This is a genomic window from Paenibacillus sp. FSL R5-0713 (assembly GCF_037973325.1).
Lineage (GTDB): Bacteria > Bacillota > Bacilli > Paenibacillales > Paenibacillaceae > Paenibacillus.
The window spans coordinates 5,138,241-5,154,622 of the sequence record NZ_CP150229.1 but is presented as its reverse complement, the minus strand read 5'-3'; the positions used below and the strand labels follow the sequence as shown (position 1 = coordinate 5,154,622).

Annotated in this window: 12 protein-coding genes and 1 riboswitch; of the genes, 9 read left to right on the top strand and 3 right to left on the bottom strand. The window is 47.2% G+C overall.

From position 1 onward, the window contains the following. The first annotated feature begins 5 nt into the window (after positions 1 to 5). From MKZ12_RS22950 to ptsP, 7 genes are all read left to right on the top strand, one after another. Positions 6 to 1,169, top strand: coding sequence for an iron-containing alcohol dehydrogenase (locus MKZ12_RS22950; RefSeq protein ID WP_339236914.1), 1,164 nt, complete (start codon positions 6 to 8; stop codon positions 1,167 to 1,169). A 276-nt stretch (positions 1,170 to 1,445) separates the two neighbouring features. Then, entirely contained in the window at positions 1,446 to 1,982 is a 537-nt protein-coding gene (locus tag MKZ12_RS22945) for a protease (RefSeq protein WP_339256949.1), read from the top strand. A gap of 64 nt (positions 1,983 to 2,046) precedes the next feature. Further along, entirely contained in the window at positions 2,047 to 3,603 is a 1,557-nt protein-coding gene (locus MKZ12_RS22940; RefSeq protein ID WP_339256947.1) for a flotillin family protein, read from the top strand. A 166-nt stretch (positions 3,604 to 3,769) separates the two neighbouring features. Next, positions 3,770 to 4,624: a PRD domain-containing protein gene (locus MKZ12_RS22935; RefSeq protein WP_339256945.1), complete on the top strand. Its 855-nt coding sequence runs from the start codon at positions 3,770 to 3,772 to the stop codon at positions 4,622 to 4,624. A gap of 280 nt (positions 4,625 to 4,904) precedes the next feature. Beyond that, the gene (gene ptsG / locus MKZ12_RS22930; protein WP_253440114.1) at positions 4,905 to 6,956 is read left to right on the top strand and encodes a glucose-specific PTS transporter subunit IIBC; all 2,052 of its coding nucleotides are present in this window, start codon (positions 4,905 to 4,907) and stop codon (positions 6,954 to 6,956) included. A gap of 77 nt (positions 6,957 to 7,033) precedes the next feature. After that, complete coding sequence (locus MKZ12_RS22925; protein WP_036617010.1) at positions 7,034 to 7,309, top strand: HPr family phosphocarrier protein; 276 nt, start codon at positions 7,034 to 7,036, stop codon at positions 7,307 to 7,309. Further along, positions 7,302 to 9,014, top strand: coding sequence for a phosphoenolpyruvate--protein phosphotransferase (ptsP, locus tag MKZ12_RS22920; protein WP_339236905.1), 1,713 nt, complete (start codon positions 7,302 to 7,304; stop codon positions 9,012 to 9,014). The genes MKZ12_RS22925 and ptsP overlap by 8 nt, the downstream gene beginning before the upstream one ends. Positions 9,015 to 9,226: 212 nt before the next feature. On the opposite strand, the gene gcvPB is transcribed toward ptsP, so the two are convergent. The 3 genes from gcvPB to gcvT are packed head-to-tail and all read right to left on the bottom strand — an operon-like array spanning position 9,227 to position 13,295. Continuing rightward, positions 9,227 to 10,810, bottom strand: a complete 1,584-nt coding sequence (gcvPB, locus tag MKZ12_RS22915; RefSeq protein ID WP_339256943.1) for an aminomethyl-transferring glycine dehydrogenase subunit GcvPB — start codon at positions 10,808 to 10,810, stop codon at positions 9,227 to 9,229. Continuing rightward, complete coding sequence (gene gcvPA, locus MKZ12_RS22910) at positions 10,807 to 12,162, bottom strand: aminomethyl-transferring glycine dehydrogenase subunit GcvPA (protein WP_339256941.1); 1,356 nt, start codon at positions 12,160 to 12,162, stop codon at positions 10,807 to 10,809. Before gcvPA ends, gcvPB begins: the two co-directional genes overlap by 4 nt. Continuing rightward, a complete protein-coding gene (gcvT, locus tag MKZ12_RS22905) occupies positions 12,159 to 13,295 on the bottom strand; it encodes a glycine cleavage system aminomethyltransferase GcvT (protein WP_339256939.1) in 1,137 nt (378 codons plus the stop codon). Before gcvT ends, gcvPA begins: the two co-directional genes overlap by 4 nt. A 322-nt stretch (positions 13,296 to 13,617) precedes the next feature. Continuing rightward, a riboswitch (glycine riboswitch) is annotated at positions 13,618 to 13,740 on the bottom strand. 343 nt (positions 13,741 to 14,083) lie between these two features. On the opposite strand from gcvT, the gene gcvH reads away from it, so the two are divergent. Together gcvH and MKZ12_RS22895 are read left to right on the top strand one after the other, a co-directional pair. Continuing rightward, positions 14,084 to 14,476, top strand: coding sequence for a glycine cleavage system protein GcvH (gene gcvH, locus MKZ12_RS22900; RefSeq protein ID WP_145150142.1), 393 nt, complete (start codon positions 14,084 to 14,086; stop codon positions 14,474 to 14,476). Between the two features lie 419 nt (positions 14,477 to 14,895). Beyond that, the gene (locus MKZ12_RS22895) at positions 14,896 to 16,350 is read left to right on the top strand and encodes a PTS mannitol transporter subunit IICB (protein WP_339256937.1); all 1,455 of its coding nucleotides are present in this window, start codon (positions 14,896 to 14,898) and stop codon (positions 16,348 to 16,350) included. Positions 16,351 to 16,382: the final 32 nt, after the last annotated feature.

Sequence of the window (16,382 nt, the reverse complement as noted above, 5' to 3'; positions counted from 1 at the left end):
TAGATATGAGATCATTCCAATTCTATAATCCAACCCGTCTGATATTCGGTAAAGGACAACTGGAAGCATTAAAGACAGAAGTGCCGAAATACGGTAAACGGGTTCTGCTTGTATATGGTGGCGGCAGTATCAAACGCAGTGGGCTGTACGATCAAGTGATCGGATTGCTTAAGGAAGCTGGAGCAGAAGTGACTGAACTGGCAGGCGTTGAACCTAACCCACGTCTTTCTACAGTGCATAAAGGGGTAGACCTTTGCAAAACGAATAACATTGACCTGATTCTCGCTGTAGGTGGCGGTAGTGTACTGGACTGCTCCAAAGCGATTGCTGTAGGTGCTAAATATGATGGCGACATGTGGGATTTTGCTCAGCGCAAAGCCGTTGCACAAGACGCTCTTCCGCTTGGTACCGTATTAACGATGGCAGCAACGGGTTCAGAGATGAACTCCGGTTCGGTTATTACAAATCAGGATACACAAGAAAAACTGGGCTGGGGTAGTGCATACTCATTCCCTGCATTCTCCATCCTGGATCCGGTGAATACATACACTGTTCCACTGGACCAAACAGTATATGGTATGGTGGATATGATGTCCCACGTATTGGAGCATTATTTCCATCTGGATGCCAACACACCGGTTCAACTCGGTTTCTGTGAAACGATTCTGCGTACGGTAATGGAAGCAGCACCTCGTCTGGTTGAGGATCTGGAGAACTATGAACTGCGCGAAACGATTCTGTATTGCGGAACGATGGCATTGAATGGTGTGCTGAATATGGGTCTCGCAGGAGACTGGGCAACACATAATATCGAACACGCGGTATCCGCAGTGTATGATATCCCGCATGGTGGCGGACTGGCGATCTTGTTCCCGCACTGGATGAAACATAACCTGGATGTCAATGTGGATCGATTCAAACGTCTGGCAATTAATGTATTCGAAGTGAATCCTGAAGGCAAGTCGGACAGACAGATTGCTGAAGAAGGTATCGATGCGCTGAGCCAATTCTGGACATCCATCGGTGCCCCTAACCGTTTGGCTGATTACGATATCGATGATAGCCAGATCGATGTTATGGCTGATAAAGCTATGTTGTTTGGTCCATTCGGTAACTTCAAGAAACTGCAACGGGAAGATGTTGTATCCATCTACAAGGCTTCTCTGTAATTCTATAATCACATACAAGTGAACGGACACATCCTGTTGTCCAAAAACCGCAAGTCTCCTTTATGGGGGCTTGCGGTTTTTCTATGTGTTGGATGCGTACGCGAATGATGGAGGATCTTGAAGCATGAAGTAAAGAATGTCGTGATAATACCCATTATCGGTTCCAGAATACATTTGAGGAAAGATTTTGAAACATTTTGATGTTAGCTACGTATTTATTTACATGTGGAATGCCCAGTTAGGATGAATTTGCGGCAGAGAGAGGAGGAACAGGGGATGGAGACGATCTATTGGGGGTGTCTGATCGGAGGGGCCATATTTGCGGTTGTCAGCCTGGTGCTGGGTGACTTGATTGACGGCTTGCTGGACGGGGCTTTTGAGATGCCAGGTCTTGATTTTTTCAAACCCGTTGCGTTAGCTGGTTCCATTACAACCTTCGGTGGGGCAGGCATTATGCTGACACGTTACAGTTCATTAAGTGCGATGTCGGGTCTAATATTATCCCTGCTTATAGGTATTGCTGCAGCCATGCTGGTATTCTTCGCATATATCAAACCGATGCGTAACAGCGATGTCTCGATTGCATTTTCAATGAAAGAGTTATCTGGGAAAATTGGGGAAATTACCATTCCGGTGCCGGAAAAAGGGTTTGGTGAAGTCATGATCCGCTTTGCATCCGGCAGTACGATTCAAACGGCATCCAGTTTTGAACACCTCCCCATTGCGGCGGGAGCCCGTGTTGTTGTTGTGGATGTCGTAGATGGCGTACTGCGTGTGTCGGAATGGGATGAAAATGTACTTAAAGATTTATAAAGTATTCTTGTCACCTAAGTAGTTTTGAGCACTCATCATGAATGAATAAGGGGAGAGATGTGGAATGGATAGTTTGAATTTGAATTGGGATGTATTGTTGATTCCTATAGTTGTGGTTGCTGTAATACTGATTCTGGGCTTGGCTTTCTGGGCGAGATATAAAACGGTTGGACCGGATGAAGCGATGATCGTTACGGGGTCTTTCCTGGGTAGCAAGAATATCTCCGATGATGATTCTGGCCGAAAAATTAAAATTGTTCGTGGTGGCGGTGCATTTATCCTGCCCGTGTTCCAGCAATCGGAGTTCATCTCTTTGTTGTCCCACAAGCTGGATGTCTCTACACCTGAAGTGTACACGGAGCAAGGGGTTCCGGTTATTGCTGACGGTGTAGCTATTATCAAGGTTGGAGGCGCTGTAGAAGACGTTGCTACGGCAGCTGAGCAATTCATCGGTAAACCTGTAGAAGCGCTGAGAAGCGAAGCACAGGAGGTACTGGAGGGGCATTTGCGGGCCATCCTCGGTACAATGACGGTAGAAGAAGTATATCGGAACCGGGATCGTTTCGCACAAGAGGTTCAAGGCGTAGCCGCTAGAGATCTGAAGAAAATGGGTCTGCAAATTGTCTCCTTTACCATCAAAGATGTTCGTGACAAACAGGGTTACCTGGATGCTCTCGGTAAACCAAGAATTGCGGCGGTGAAGCGTGATGCCGAGATTGCCGAAGCGGAAGCGATGCGTGATGCACGTATTCAAAAGGCCAATGCAGAAGAGCAGGGTCAAAAAGCAGAGTTGCTGCGTGATACCAATATCGCCGAGGCAGCCAAAGAGAAGGAACTGAAAGTAGCCACATTTAAGCGGGATCAGGATACAGCCAAAGCGGAAGCTGATCAGGCATACCATATCCATGAAGCACGTGCTAGACAAACCGTAGTGGAAGAAGAAATGAAAGTTGAACTCGTTCGTAAGGAACGTGAGATCGATCTCCAGGAAAAAGAAATTGTCGTACGTGAGAAGCAATATGATGCTGAAGTGAAGAAAAAGGCAGAAGCGGATCGTTATGCGGTGGAGCAGGCTGCCGAGGCGGATAAAGCCAAAAGAATGCGGGAAGCCGATGCTGTGCAGTATTCCATTGAAACACATGCCAAAGCAACAGCTGAACAGAAGCGACTCGAAGGTCAGGCCATGGCGGATGCAGAACTTGCCAAAGGTACAGCGGATGCAGAAGTTATTCGTTTGCGTGGTCTTGCAGAAGCCGAAGCGAAGGAAAAACTGGCCGAGGCGTTCCAGAAGTTTGGCGAAGCGGCTGTACTCGATATCATTGTCAAAATGCTGCCTGAACTGGCTGGCAAAATTGCAGAGCCAATTGCATCTATTGATAAACTGACGGTGGTAGATACAGGTAAAGGTGAAGGTGCAGCGCGAGTGAGTAACTATGTTACCGAACTTATGGCGACGGCTCCAGAGATGCTGAAGAGTGTATCCGGCATCGATGTAGAGCAGCTGATTAAAGGCCTTACCAAGTCCAAAACACCTGCTCCAGTTGCCATTCAACAGAGCGAGGCTGTTACAACTCCTTCTATTATCGACAAGATTGTGGAGAGAGCTGGGGTTGACGAGTAAGAAGTACTTCGAATCTTGCATGGTTGCTCTATTGACCTTAAGGCGAATTTTTGTTACTTTTTAAGCGAGACGTCCGGCGCGGATTGCCCGCTCCGGGTGTCTTTTCGTTCGTAACAGGGTGTGACTTAATCGCACCTAAGATGGTGTGAAAAAAGAGGTGCAAACAATGAGCAGCCTGCATGTAGATAAAGCGCTAAATAATAATGTAATCATTGCACAGCATCCTGAACACGGGGAAGTCGTTGTTATTGGAAAAGGCATTGGCTTTAACCGAAAACCTAGTGATCACATTCCATTGATGGCTGTGGAGAAAATGTTTATTCTGAAAAACCAGCAGGAGCAAGAGCAGTACAAACAGCTTCTTCCACAGGTGGATGAAGCGCTGATCGAGATTATTAACGAAGTTATTACGTATATTGCAGAGCGTACAGATGTTCCTCTGAATGAACATATCCATATTGCATTAACCGATCACATTTCTTTCGCGTTAAAACGCAAAGAGCAGGGTATTGTCATACAAAATCCATTTTTATATGAGACTCGCGAGATTTATCCGGAAGAATATCGAATGGCAGATTACGCCATTCGTCTGATCAAAGAGAGAATGGGCGTAGATCTCGGGATGGACGAGATTGGTTTTGTTGCGCTCCATATCTATAGTGCAATGACCAATCAAAATATATCCCAAGTACGTGAGCATTCTCAATTGATCACGGATTTGGTGAACCTGGTGTCTAATCAACTCGATTATTCGTTTGAAACGGAATCGCTTGATTACTCTCGTTTGCTGACTCATCTTCGGTTCGCTCTTGAGCGTGTTCGCCGTGGAGACAAAGTGGAAGAGCTTCATAAGTTGGATTCCCTGCTGAAGTTGGAGTATCCCGAAATGTACTCGCTTGCATGGAAACTGACCAAAGTGATGGAGAAAAGACTGAATCTGCCTGTTTATCCTGCAGAGGTAGGCTATCTAACCATTCACCTGCAACGGCTGAATCAGCGGAAAGAAGAAGAGGATAAGTGACCAGTGATGGAATGACGGATTGATTTTTTTGGTGTAAAGGCTTGCAATAGATTAGAACTGGTGCTACAATGGTGTCCGTAATCAAGCAACTGAATAAACATAAGCGACGTGTTACTGACTCGATCAGGCATGAGTTAATTTGAGTGTGATTGTTCTTACCTTATACAGGGTATGCTATACCCGAAGGTTGGCACAGTTCACTTTATTAATTCATGCCTTTTTTTGTGTTTCCTTGCTTGCATCACGACATATAACTTAGACGAAAGGGAGATACGACGCGATGTTTAAAAAGCTTTTTGGTGTATTGCAAAGAGTAGGTAAAGCTCTTATGTTGCCTGTAGCCATTCTACCTGCGGCAGGATTGCTGCTTGGAATCGGTAACATGCTGGTTAATCCAGATTTCTTGCAATATGTAACGGCGCTCGACACCCCTTGGGTGAATTCGATCGCAACAATTATGATGAACGCAGGGCAGATCGTATTCGACAATCTGGCATTGCTGTTCGCGGTCGGTGTAGCCGTCGGATTGGCTGGTGGCGAAGGGGTTGCGGGTCTTGCAGCCATCATCGGTTATCTGGTCATGAACGTCACACTGGGTACAGCCGTAGGGGTTACACCAGCAATGATCGGCGAAGTACCGGGTTATGCCAGCATTCTGGGTATCCCAACATTGAGTACAGGCGTGTTCGGAGGTATTATCATAGGTATTGCCGCCGCGCTCTGTTACAATCGATTTTTCAAAATTGAACTGCCGTCCTACCTGGGTTTCTTTGCAGGTAAACGATTTGTTCCGATTGTCACTTCTGTTGTTTCCCTCTTGTTGGGGTTAGTTCTGGTGATTATCTGGCCACCAATTCAAAATGGATTGAATGCTGTGTCTCACTTCATGGTCGATACAAGCCCGACATTGTCGGCATTTATCTTCGGTGTCGTGGAACGGTCATTAATTCCGTTTGGTCTTCACCACATTTTCTACTCCCCATTCTGGTTTGAATTCGGTGAGTATGTGAACAAAGCTGGAGATGTCATTCGTGGTGACCAGCAAATCTTCTTCAATCAATTGCGTGATGGTGTTAACCTCACAGCGGGAACATTCCAAGTTGGTAAATTCCCGTTCATGATGTTTGGTTTGCCAGCGGCCGCTCTTGCGATGTACCATGAAGCAAGACCGGAACACAAAAAGTATGTTGCAGGTATCATGGGTTCAGCTGCGCTGACCTCGTTCCTGACAGGGATTACAGAACCACTTGAATTCTCGTTCCTGTTTGTAGCACCAATCCTGTTTGCAGTACACTGCATCTTTGCAGGTTTGTCTTTCATGACCATGCAAATTCTGGGTGTGAAGATCGGTATGACCTTCTCCGGTGGGTTCATTGACTTCCTGATCTTTGGTATTATTCCAAACCGTACACCATGGTGGGACGTTATTATTGTCGGATTGATTCTCGCGGTAATCTATTACTTCGGTTTCCGGTTTATCATCCGCAAATTCAATCTCAAAACACCAGGACGTGAAGATGCAACGCCTGAAACCGAATCTGGTGGAGGCTCCGGTTCAACGGATGATCTGCCCCATAATATTCTCGAAGCTTTCGGTGGCAAGGAAAATATCAAACATCTGGACGCTTGTATTACTCGTTTGCGGATTGAAGTTAATGAGAAATCCAATGTGAAAAAAGATCGTTTGAAACAATTGGGTGCATCTGGTGTGCTTGAAGTGGGTAATAATGTTCAAGCCATCTTCGGAACACGTTCCGACACGATCAAATCTCAAATGCAGGATATTATTGCAGGACGAACACCAGCACCAACGCCAGTAGCAGCCAAACCAACTCCAGAAGAGGAGAAGGCACAAGGTGAGCAAGGCGAGCGTATCGTTGCTGAGGACATCGTCATGCCAGTCAATGGTGAGTTGATGGACATTACGAATGTACCTGATCCAGTCTTTGCTGAGAAAATGACAGGTGATGGATTCGCAATTTTGCCACATGATGGTACAATAACTTCTCCTGTGTATGGTAAGGTGTTTAATGTATTTCCAAGCAAACACGCCGTGGGCATCATGTCCGACGGAGGCAAGGAAGTGCTTGTTCATATAGGTGTCAATACGGTGAAGCTGAAGGGTCAAGGCTTTAACGTACTGGTACAGGAAGGTGATCTGGTATCGGCGGGTCAGCCGATTATGGAAGTGGATCTGGAGTATGTGAAAGCAAACGCTCCATCGATCATTTCGCCAGTTATTTTCACCAACCTGCCAGAGGGCTCCACGGTAACCCTGAAGAAGAGTGGAGTGCTCAAAGTTGGCGATCAGCCAATCATTGAGATAAAATAAGAAGTGTTACGACGATGGCAAGCAAGTGTAAATATATGCAATGCCTAAACCAAACTACTGAAAGTGAGATGATTGTAATGCAACAAACATTCAGAATTACAGACGAAGATGGTATCCACGCACGTCCGGCGACAGCCCTGGTTAATACAGCAAACAAATTCAAAGGTGCAGAATCCTTTGCAGAAGCTAACGGTAAAAAAGTAACGTTGAAATCCATCTTGGGTGTTCTTTCCCTCGGATTGGAACAAGGCGACACCATCAGCATTATCGTTGAAGGCGAAGGCGAAGCAGAAGCTCTTCAAGCTTTGACTGACGTTATGGTTAACGAAGGGTTGGGCGAAATTAATGCTTAATGTCTCCGGGATCGCGGCTTCGGCGGGTATTGCTATCGCCAAGGCGTTTATCTTGGAGCATCCTGACTACTCTGTAGAAAAACGCCAAATTAACGACGTTGACGCAGAGATCGCAAAACTCGACTCAGCTCTGGGCAAGTCCCAGGCTGAGCTTGAGGCGATCAAAGAGCGTACTTTACAAGAGCTTGGCGAGAAAAAAGCAGAGATTTTTGCTTCGCATTTGCTCATTTTGAATGACCCGGAATTGATTGATCCGGTTAAAGCGAGTATTGCTGATAACATGATCAATGCAGAATATGCTTTGAATGAAACGGCATCGCAATTTATCTCCATGTTTGAGAACATGAAGAGTGCCTACCTGCAGGAACGTGCAGCAGATATGCGTGACGTTACCAAACGTGTGCTAAATCACTTGCTTGGTATCGACTTCATGAGTCCGGCTGAGATCAATGAAGAAGTGATCGTGCTTGCGGAGGATCTGACGCCTTCCGATACGGCTCAATTGAATCGCCAATTTGTTAAAGGTTTCGCAACTAACATTGGTGGACGTACTTCTCACTCAGCAATCATGGCTCGCTCTCTTGAAATTCCAGCTGTTGTTGGAACCAAGGACATCTTGGCTCAAGCGAAACAAGGCGATATGATCATTGTTGATGGTCTGGATGGTCACGTACTGGTTAACCCTACTGATGAAGTTATTGCTGAATACCGTACCAAACAGGAACAGTATGATGCACAACGTGCAGAGTGGAGAAAACTGCGTGATGAGCCAACAGTAACCGTGGACAACGTTCATGTTGAACTTGCAGCCAATATCGGTACACCAAATGATGTAACGGGTGTTCTGGAGAATGGCGGCGAGGCTGTAGGCCTGTACCGTACCGAGTTCCTGTACATGGGTAGAGACAAGCTTCCTTCCGAAGACATTCAGTATAATGCTTACAAAGCGGTACTGGAAAAAATGGAAGGCAAACCTGTTGTTGTTCGTACACTCGACATCGGTGGAGACAAAGAACTTCCATATCTGGATCTGCCAAAAGAAATGAATCCATTCCTCGGCTTCCGCGCAGTTCGCCTGTGTCTGGACCGTCTGGATATCTTCCGTACACAATTGCGTGCATTGCTGCGGGCAAGCGTACATGGAAACCTGCGTGTCATGTTCCCAATGATCGCAACACTGGGTGAATTCCGTGAAGCAAAAGCTGTCTTGCTCGAAGAGAAAGAGAAGCTGGTTGCTGAAGGTATTGCTGTTTCTGACAGCATTCAACTCGGAATCATGGTCGAAATTCCTTCGACTGCAGTTCTCGCGGATCAGTTTGCCAAAGAAGTGGATTTCTTCAGTATCGGAACGAACGATCTGATTCAATACACTATGGCTGCAGACCGTATGAACGAACGTGTATCGTATCTGTACCAACCTTACAACCCAGCCATTTTGCGTTTGGTTAAAATGGTTATCGATGCAGCGCATCGTGAAGGCAAATGGGTTGGCATGTGCGGTGAGATGGCAGGAGACGAAACAGCAATTCCATTGCTGCTCGGCCTTGGATTGGATGAGTTCAGCATGAGCGCAACATCCATTCTGCCAGCTCGTAGTCAGATCACCAAGCTGTCCCGTGCGGATATGCAGGAACTGGCTGCTAAAGCTCTGGATATGCAAACGGCTGAACAAGTCGTTGAATTGGTTCAAAGCATTCAAGCATAATGTAATTTTAAGGGGTTTCCACCCGATTTTAAGGGTTTCTTTTTCCGATAAAAAGCTGCAGTCGTGCAGCAATTTTGCCGGTATCCGCGATTCATTGTGGATATCGGCTTTTTTTGTTATGAGCGGGGTAATCTGATTCGGAGGGAAGGCAATTCGAAAAGCTCTTGCTGATCGGAATGTCAGTAAGAGCTTGTGTGAGAACAATGATTGGATTAACTGCAAGCGCAGTTCAGTACAGGTTTACGAGCTGCTGTTGTTTCATCCAGACGAGTGACCGGTGTTCCGTAAGGTGCGTTGAGTACCAACTCTGGTGTCTCTTCCGCTTCTTTGGCAATCCGTATCATCGTATCAATGAATCCATCCAGCGTTTCTTTGCTTTCGGTTTCCGTCGGCTCGATCATGATGCATTCCTCAACGTTGAGCGGGAAGTACACCGTTGGCGGGTGATATCCAAAATCAAGTAATCGTTTGGCAACATCCAGTGTACGCACACCATACTGCTTCAATCCCCGACCAGACATGACGAATTCATGTTTGCATACCCCTGGATACGGAATCTCGTAGTAAGGTGCGAGACGGGCCATCATATAGTTGGCATTCAGTACCGCACACTCCGATACACGGCGCAAGCCTTCCGGTCCATAGGTGCGAATGTAGGCATAGGCACGTACCAAAATACCGAAGTTGCCATAATACGCTTTGACCCGGCCAATGGATTGATCTCCTTCACGGTCCAGTGAATACACACCATCATCATTCTTGATCACCATCGGTTTAGGCAGGAACGGGATCAGACGGTTCTTCACCCCGACGGGTCCGGCACCAGGTCCACCACCGCCATGAGGCGTGCTCATCGTTTTGTGCAAGTTCAGATGCACCACGTCAAAGCCCATATCACCCGGACGGGTAATGCCCATAATGGCATTGGAGTTCGCGCCATCGTAGTACAGCAAGCCACCAGCTTGGTGTACGATGGATGCAATCTCCTGAATGTCTTTCTCGAACAAACCCAGTGTATTCGGGTTCGTCAGCATCAATGCTGCTGTATCCGTACCAACGGCTGCACGGAGTGCGTCCAGATCAACCAGTCCATCTGCGCGGGATGGAATCGTCACGGTCTCAAATCCTGCAACGGTTGCACTTGCCGGGTTGGTGCCATGAGATGAATCGGGCACGATGACTTTGGTACGTTGTTCACCACGACCTTCGTGGTACGCACGAATCATCATAAGTCCAGTCCATTCTCCATGGGCACCAGCGGCTGGTTGTAAGGTTACCGCATCCATACCTGTCAGCCCCGCAAGGTCATTTTGCAATGTATATAACAGTTCAAGTGCACCTTGAATGCTGGATTCATGCTGATAAGGGTGGATTTTGGCGAAACCATTGTAACGTGCAACATCCTCATTAATCTTCGGATTGTATTTCATCGTACAAGAACCCAGCGGATAAAATCCGTTATCTACGCCGAAATTACGACGGGACAGCGCAGTATAGTGTCTGATAACATCTACCTCAAATACTTCTGGCAGTGCCGCTGCTTCCGAACGGAGCATTTCCCGGGGAATCAACGTATCAACAGCCTGACGAGGAACGTCACATTCCGGCAGGGAATAAGCGACACGTCCAGGGCTGCTGAGTTCAAAGATCAATGATTGTTCCGGAGCAGGAGATAAGGTCTGTGCGCTGAATGTTGTAGCTGTCTCAGATTGAGCCGGAGTGGAGACAGAGGCACCCATTTCAGATTGTCCTTGTCCTTTTATCGATGTTGTCGTTGTTGTCGTTTCCTGAGTCACAGCGATCCCTCCAATACTCGTGCGAATTCGTCGATCTCTTCTTTGCTACGTCGTTCGGTTACGGCGATCAGCATATGTCCGGCAAGCTCCGGATAATCACGTCCAAGTTCATAGCCGCCAATAAAGCCCGCATCCAGCAGTTTTAGTTGAAGGGCATCGATGTCAGTTCCTTCAGGCAGCTTAATCACAAATTCATTAAATGTTGGCGCCTTAAACGTCAGGCTAACACCGGGAATCGCAGTTAATGTATTTAAGGTGTAATGACTCTTTTGCAGATTCAGATCCGCGACATCGATCATGCCTTGTTTACCCATGATGGACATATATACAGATGCGCTGAGCGCAAGCAAAGCCTGGTTGGAACAGATGTTGGATGTCGCTTTTTCGCGGCGGATGTGCTGTTCACGCGCTTGCAGTGTGAGTACAAATCCACGTTTGCCGTTGCGATCCGTTGTCTGGCCTACAATTCGGCCAGGAATCCGGCGCATATGAGGCTGGGATACGGCGAAATATCCGCATGTCGGGCCGCCGAGTGAAGCGGCGATGCCGAGGGGCTGTGCATCGCCAACGACGATGTCGGCACCCAGCTTGCCTGGGGCTTCCAGCAGACCCAGCGATAGCGGGTTAGCACTTACGACGAGCAGGCCCTTGTGCGCATGCACAAGGTCAGCCGCTTGTTTTACATTTTCCACGGCACCAAAGAAGTTCGGGCTCTGGATCATGACAGCTGCGGTATCATCCGATATGGCGGCTTGCAGGGCATCCCAGTCCGTGACCCCATCCTTATAACCGATCTCGATAATCTCCAGACGGAGTCCGTGCGCATACGCCTGCAATACCTGACGGGCTTCCGGATGAACGGTACGGGATACGATAAGCTGTTTGCGACGAGTTGCCGCTGCGGCCAGATTACCTGCTTCAGCAAAGGCGGTTGCGCCGTCATACATACTGGCATTGGCTACAGCCATACCGGTTAATTCACAAATGTAGGATTGAAATTCGAAAATGGCCTGTAGTTCACCTTGACTGATCTCAGGCTGATAAGGTGTGTAGGCAGTGTAGAACTCGGAACGTGAAATGACATGATTGATGACGGAAGGAACATGATGATCGTATATGCCTGCGCCGAGGAAGCTGGCGTGTGTTTCGAAATTGGCGTTGGCACCAGCTTGTTTGGACATGTGCCGTGTCAGCGCATATTCATCAAGTTTGGAGGATACGGGCAGCTCGCCCTGATAACGAATCTCCTGAGGAATGTCCTGAAACAGTTCCTCCAGCGTATCCACACCGATGGTTGCGAGCATGGCACTCTGATCCTGTTCTGTCATGGGAATGTAGCGGTGCTTGCTCATGATTGATCAGCTCCTTGGGTAGGTGTCTTTGACGTACGTGTCCGTTTATGAAAAGGGGTCTTTACGACCTCGGCTTTTAGTTTCTTACCTCGAATCTCAATCTCAAGTGGGGTTCCGAGCGCAGCGTATTTGCTGTCGATGAGGGCAAGCCCCAGATTACGCTTCAATGTAGGTGATTGCGTGCCTGTTGTCACTTCACCGATCTGTACGCCTTCGGCGTAAATCGGATAGTGGGGGCGAGGAATACCGCGCTCCAGCACTTCGATGCCGACCAGTTTACGGGCGGGCCCGTCATTTTTTTGCTGTAACAAGGCTTCGTGTCCGATAAAAGGTCCAGCATTCAGTTTCACAAACATACCAACGCCAGCTTCTAGCGGAGAGATCGTTGCAGATAATTCCTGCCCATACAGAGGCAGCTTGGCTTCAAAACGCAGCGTATCCCTTGCACCAAGTCCAGCGGGAACCAGCCCGTGCTCTTCTCCAGCTTGCATTAATCCGTTCCAGACGGTAGCGGCCTGATCTGCTGGAATATATAGTTCAAAGCCATCTTCACCGGTATAACCGGTACGGGACAACAGCAATTTTACTCCACAGACTTCGGCATCCTGCACAAAACGAAACGGTTCAATCGTGGATACATCCGTTTCGGTAACTTTTCCGATAATATCCACAGCCAGTGGACCTTGCAGGGCAAGTAGCGCCGTCTGCTCCGAATCGTTGGTCATGTTTACGCCAGGGATCAAGTGATCTTGCAGCCACGCCCAGTCCTTGTCGATATTGGAGGCGTTAACGACGAGCATATAATGCTGATCTTCCAGCTTATACACGAGCAGATCATCCACCACACCACCATCTGGATAACACATCAGGGTGTACTGGGCTTGACCGGGAACCAGCGTGGTTACATCATTGGTTGTCATTTGTTGCAAAAAAACTTCAGCCTGCTCACCCTGTACAGTGAATTCGCCCATATGGGATACATCAAACAGTCCAGCACGCTCACGCACCGCTTCATGTTCTTTCTGGATTCCGCTGAATTGCACCGGAAGCTCCCAGCCTCCAAAATCAATGCACCGTACGCCTTCGTATTGCTGATACAGGGGAAAGAGTGGTGTTCTAAGCAAATCGGACATCAAATCACCTCGTCATGGGCCGTCAAACGGCCGAATATGCAATCGTGGATCAATGAACCAGGGTATTTTTTAATTTTTCAGCTAGAAGTCATTCGTAGATAAGTATGGTAAGGCAGCTATGGCAGCGCCGATTGAAATCCTGTTTTTCGTTTTTTTGGGAAAAAGGAAAAGGACAGGCCAAAGAATCGGCATGCCAAGTAGCACGCTGTATTCTAAGGCTCTGTCCCTTGTACCTGAGAGTTACCCCGCTGTATTGTACAACAGGTTTCCCCTTGGGTGATCATAACGCCCGTACAGGGCGAATAGATGCTCTCCAGAGTTGCGTCCCGTAAAAGTCCTTTTGCCTGAGAGATTCACCCCCGCTTATCGGTGGTTTACTCCTTCGGCGTTACCTCATGTACATCCCGAATCGGGTGGCACAGGTAATCTCTCCCTTTACATTCATCCGCGGGTATAACATAGTCCAATAAACACATTTACTCTCCTCATTAAAACGTGAATCCACTACTGATGTCAAGAACGATATCATTGATATTGAATTAAAACCGAATATTTATTGTATTTTAAATGATATTGTTCGTGTATTTAAAAAGACTGCGCTTACTATTCTAGTTTTCACCAGTATATGTAGAAAGAGTGTATTTAGGTTACGGTTTGGAGAGGCCGTTATCAAATAAATTGTGAGGTATCTTGACATTTGAATCCGAAATATCATACGCTATGTTCTGGGAAAAAGGTTAAGGTCAAAGAACGCATGCACTCATTAATGAAAAGCGAGGCGGATATCGATGAGCGAATTGAAAAGTGATTTCCTGTACAGTGAAGAGCACGAATGGGTGCAAACCGTAGGGGAGGATACTGTACGTATTGGCATTACCGAGTTCGCGCAGCATCAGCTGGGTGACATTGTGTTTGTGGAATTGCCTGACCTTGAATCCAATGTAAAAGCAGAAGACAGCATTGGAACGATTGAATCGGTCAAAACGGTGTCGGACTTGTTCTCTCCCGTCACAGGTTCAATTATTGCAGTGAATGATTCGTTGCAGGACTCGCCTGAACTTGTGAACAGTTCTCCTTACGAGGAAGGCTGGATGATTGAGATCCGTGTTGAGGGAGATCTGACAGCAGCGTTGTCTACATTGATGAATGCAGATGCGTATCGTAAACATACGGAAGAATAGGCTCAACGGACTTGTACTTATTAACATATACTTTATAAAATAATGAAATTAGCTTCATATTGTTTCGACCTGTGTGAGCCGGATGCTTGCACAGGTTTTTTGTGCTTTCCAGGAATGGTTTTGAATAGGGATCGAGGCAGATTAGGGATGTAAATCACCTGATTGGACCAAGCTATAGGTTAGAAAATGATGCTGGAAATGACAAAAGTCATAGGCAGGAAAAGCCTTGTGTACCAATGGTTTTAGCCATTATGCATCAATAAAAACGATTACATAACCTAATGTTGTCATCATTGTTCATGACGAAAGTACGCTTTCATTTCATTGAACAGGAGAGCATTCTCGCTTAGGATTACAGCAGGGGAGAAATGATACCCCTTTCATAAGTCATAATCACTTGATCCAAGGAGGATAATACAATGAGTAATTTGGACCAATCGTCCAATTCCAAAGGTGGGCTACGGGTAGGTGTGCAACGTTTTGGCCGATTCCTGAGTGGTATGGTCATGCCGAATATGGGAGCGTTCATCGCTTGGGGATTAATTACGGCCATGTTCATTCCAACAGGCTGGTTCCCTAACGAGACACTAGCACAGTTAGTTGATCCAATGATTAAATATTTGCTCCCACTGTTAATTGGTTACACCGGGGGTACGATGGTGCATGGTCAGCGTGGTGGTGTCGTAGGTGCCATTATGACCATCGGGGTCATCGTGGGTAGTGATATTCCGATGTTCCTCGGTGCCATGATTGCCGGACCACTGGCAGCATGGATCATCAAAAAGTTCGATAAATCCATTGAAGGTAAAGTTAAAGCCGGATTTGAAATGCTGGTTAACAACTTCTCAGCCGGTATTATTGGCGGGATCTTGGGGATTTTTGCTCTACTGGGTATTGGGCCAGCTGTAGAAGCGATTAGCAAAGTATTGTCTGCCGGTGTGCAAGGTCTGATGAATCTGGGCTTGCTACCGCTGGTCAACCTGATTATCGAACCAGGTAAAGTGTTGTTCCTGAACAATGCAATCAACCACGGTATTCTAACACCAATTGCAACAGATCAGGCAAGAGAATTAGGACAATCTGTTCTATACATGCTTGAATCCAACCCGGGTCCGGGACTTGGTATCTTGCTTGCTTACTGCTTCTTCGGACGCGGAATGGCCAAATCTTCTGCACCAGGTGCCGTTATCATTCATTTCTTCGGGGGAATTCATGAGATCTACTTCCCTTATATTCTGATGAGACCGATTCTGATTCTTGCCGCAATCGCGGGTGGCGTCGCAGGTACATTAACATTCATGCTCACCGGAGCAGGACTTGTTTCGGCACCATCACCGGGTAGTATTATCGCGTATTTCCTGTTAACACCAAAAGGTGGATACCTGCCAATGCTCGCAGGGGTGCTTGTAGCAGCAGTCGTTTCATTCTTGATTGCAGCAGTGTTGCTGAAAACGGGTAAACAAAAGGACGAAGATTTGGAGTCCGCATCCAGTCGGATGAAAGACATGAAGAGTCAAGGAAACGTACCGAACGCTGGCATTACAGCTAGTCATCGTGAAGCAGACAGAGCTTCAGATAAGGCTTCTTCTACAGTGAAAACAGATGTGAAGAAGATTGTCTTCTCCTGTGATGCAGGCATGGGGTCGAGTGCCATGGGTGCTTCCATTCTCCGCAAGAAGATGAAGGCAGAGGGGATTGACGTTACGGTGACCAATACAGCCATCAGTGATATCCCGCCGGATGCAGATGTGGTAATCACACAACAAATATTAACCGATCGTGCCCGCTCCGTTGCGCCGAACGCAGAACATATATCCATCGACAACTTCCTAAAAAGCCCGGAATACGATGCGCTTGTTGAACGTCTGAAGTAATTGCGCGCATTCGTTTTCCCTGAGCCGGAGGC